Annotated in this window: 2 protein-coding genes and 2 pseudogenes; 2 read left to right on the forward strand and 2 right to left on the reverse strand. The window is 65.6% G+C overall.

Annotated features, from left to right (window positions below; genetic code table 11):
* Nucleotides 1–344: pseudogene (locus tag ACFYP3_RS37490) on the reverse strand (transposase); the annotation flags it as partial.
* A gap of 400 nt (nucleotides 345–744) precedes the next feature.
* Between ACFYP3_RS37490 and ACFYP3_RS37495 the strand changes: the two are divergent.
* Nucleotides 745–1683 carry a virginiamycin B lyase gene (locus tag ACFYP3_RS37495; protein ID WP_388842584.1) on the forward strand — a complete coding sequence of 313 codons (939 nt, stop codon included), beginning with the start codon at nucleotides 745–747 and terminating at the stop codon, nucleotides 1681–1683.
* A 160-nt stretch (nucleotides 1684–1843) separates the two neighbouring features.
* Here ACFYP3_RS37495 and ACFYP3_RS37500 read toward each other — a convergent pair.
* A pseudogene (locus ACFYP3_RS37500) lies at nucleotides 1844–2311 on the reverse strand (transposase); the annotation flags it as partial.
* A 120-nt stretch (nucleotides 2312–2431) separates the two neighbouring features.
* Between ACFYP3_RS37500 and ACFYP3_RS37505 the strand changes: the two are divergent.
* Nucleotides 2432–2575: a transposase gene (locus tag ACFYP3_RS37505; protein ID WP_388842586.1), complete on the forward strand. Its 144-nt coding sequence runs from the start codon at nucleotides 2432–2434 to the stop codon at nucleotides 2573–2575.
* Nucleotides 2576–2696: the final 121 nt, after the last annotated feature.

A 2696-nucleotide genomic window follows, 5' to 3' on the forward strand; every position in this document is an offset into this window, starting at 1 on the left:
TTTTTTGCCGCCCGCATCCTGACGGAGCCGATCGCGCACCGTGACCAGTCCAGTTCCCCGCGGGCACCGAGTTCGTCGAGGATGACGCGGTGGAGGCGGGCCCAGACCCGGGCCCGGCTCCACTGGGCGAAGCGCCGGTAGACCGTTTGCCAGCTCGGGCCGAACACCGGCGGCAGCTGCCGTTCGGCCCGAGGACGCCACGAAGACGATCGCGGCCAATGCCTCACGGTCACCGGCTCGCCGCCGGCCGCCACCCTGCGGACGTATCACCTCCGTGGGGGCACCACCCGCCGGAACAACACCCACCACTCGTCCGGCACCAAGCGCTCAACCAAATCCGTCATGCACGATTCAACGATCAATCACACCAAAAGAAACGATATCTTAACCTGTGTGGCGGGGCTTCGGGGTGGTTGACCTCTTCTTTGCTGTTCTGCTTCGTGTTTCGTTGTGGGGTTGGCTCGTTCCGGTCGTGGTTTGTCGTGCCCTCTGGCGGCGGTCGCTGTCGGGGTAGGACACTCCCGGCAGGACAGCACGGCACGGCCTGCGCCCAGTTGTTGCTTTCCCTGACGGGTGGGAGTGACGTGCGGCCTGCTCGGGAGTGTGGGTGGGAGCTGTTCTGCCGATCCGACAGGGAGGTCAGTGGTGACCGCAAGGGATTCGATGTGGTGGTCCTGGTTGGGCATGGGGGGCGTCTTGCGTGCGCGGCGCCCGGGATCCGGGTGGGTGAGACGCTGTGGGGGCGTGTCGGGTGTGCTGGCCCTGGTGATGCTGCTGCTGGTCGCCTCGCCGGCGTCGGCGGCCGTGATGATCACCGAATACGCGGTGACCACCAGCAGTTCTCTTCCCTACGGGATCACCCGGGGTCCGGACGGCAACCTGTGGTTCACCGAACAGCAGGGGAACAAGATCGGGAAGATCACCCCGAGCGGCACCGTCACGGAATACGTTGTGCCCACCGCCTCCTCCCAGCCGGAAGGGATCACCCGGGGTCCGGACGGCAATCTGTGGTTCACCGAAGTGAACGGCAACAAGATCGGGAAGATCACCACCGGCGGCACCATCACCGAATACGCGCTGCCCACCGCCTCGTCCTTGCCGGAGGGGATTGTCCGCGGCCAGGACGGCAATCTGTGGTTCACCGAACCCGGAGTCGACAAGATCGGCAAGATCACCACCAGCGGCACCATCACCGAATACGCACTCCCCACCGCGCACTCCGCGCCTTACGAGATCACCCGCGGCCCGGGCGGCTTATGGTTCACCGAGGCCCGGGGCTATATCGGGAAGATCACCACCAGCGGCACCATCACCGAATACGCACTCCCCAGCAGCTTGTCCTTCCCCACCGGGATCACCCGGGGACCGGACGGCAATGTGTGGTTCACCGAGCAGCTGGGCAACAAGATCGGGAAGATCACCCCGAGCGGCACCATCACCGAATACCCGCTGCCCACCGCCTCGTCCTTCCCGTACGGGATCACCCGCGGCCGTGACGGCAACCTGTGGTTCACCGAAGTCGGAAACAGCAAGATAGGCATGATCACCACCGGCGGGACGATCACCGAATACTCCACTCCCACCACCCCCAGCACCCCGGTGTGGATCACCCGCGGACCGCAGGGCACCCTGTGGTACACCGATCAAACGAACAACAAGATCGGAAAGATCACCATCAGCTGAACCCGCGGCCCCAGGAAAGGCTGAGGCCGCTGGAGCGGGTGGCAGGGCTACGATTCGCCCTGCCACCCAGGCATTCAGGGCCTGTTCACCACCACCGGCCGACCCCATCGACCGCCGGGGGGTCTGTGAAGTTTCGGTGTAACTGGGTTGGTTTGTAGGCTCAGGTTCGGTTGTTGGTGAGGCGTCCGTCGAAGGCGATGTCGAAGGCCTGGAAAGCCCGCTTCCAGCGGGTGGTCCAGCGTTTGCGTCCGGCGCCTGCCAGGGACATCACCGCGAGATGGACGCGCTTTAGGGCGGCGTTCTCGGAGGGGAAGTGGCCGCGGGCCCGGACGGCCCGGTGGACTCTGGCGTTGACAGACTCGATCGCGTTGGTGGTGCAGACGATCCGGCGGATCTCGGCGTCGAACCGCAGGAACGGGACGAACTCGGCCCAGGCGTTCTCCCACAACCGCACGATCGCCGGGTATTTCTGGCCCCATTCCTCGCAGAACTCGAGGAACCGGCAGGTGGCCGCGTCCTCGGTCGGAGCGGTGTAGACGGGCTTCAGTGCTTTCGCGATCTTGTCCCGGTCCTGGCGGCCCGCACAACGGAACGACGCCCGCAGCAGGTCAACGACGCAGGTCCGGACTGAGCTTCCCCCGGGATGCGAGATGTGGTGACAGGGGTTCAGATGGTTCTCGTGAGAGGAGATCTGACGATGCCTGCAGCAAGGAAGTACCCGGTGGAGTTGCGTGAGCGTGCGGTCCGGATGTATCGGACCACCGAGCCGAAGCCGGTGATCCGGCGGATGGCCGAGGACCTCGGTGTGCATCACGAGGCCCTGCGGAACTGGATCCGTCAGGCCGAGGCCGACGCCGGGCGTCGTCAACTTGTCGGTTGCCGGGTTGGTTGAGGGTGTGGCAGGTCGTGGTGGGACTGGGGGCGGCTTGGTTCAGCCCGCCGCGGGCACAGGGTGGTGACGCCGGTGATGTGGTCCCAGACGGCGAAGCGGGTGGTCATCTCGGCCCGGTACT

Source organism: Streptomyces sp. NPDC005533 (assembly GCF_042871845.1).
Taxonomy (GTDB): domain Bacteria; phylum Actinomycetota; class Actinomycetes; order Streptomycetales; family Streptomycetaceae; genus Streptomyces.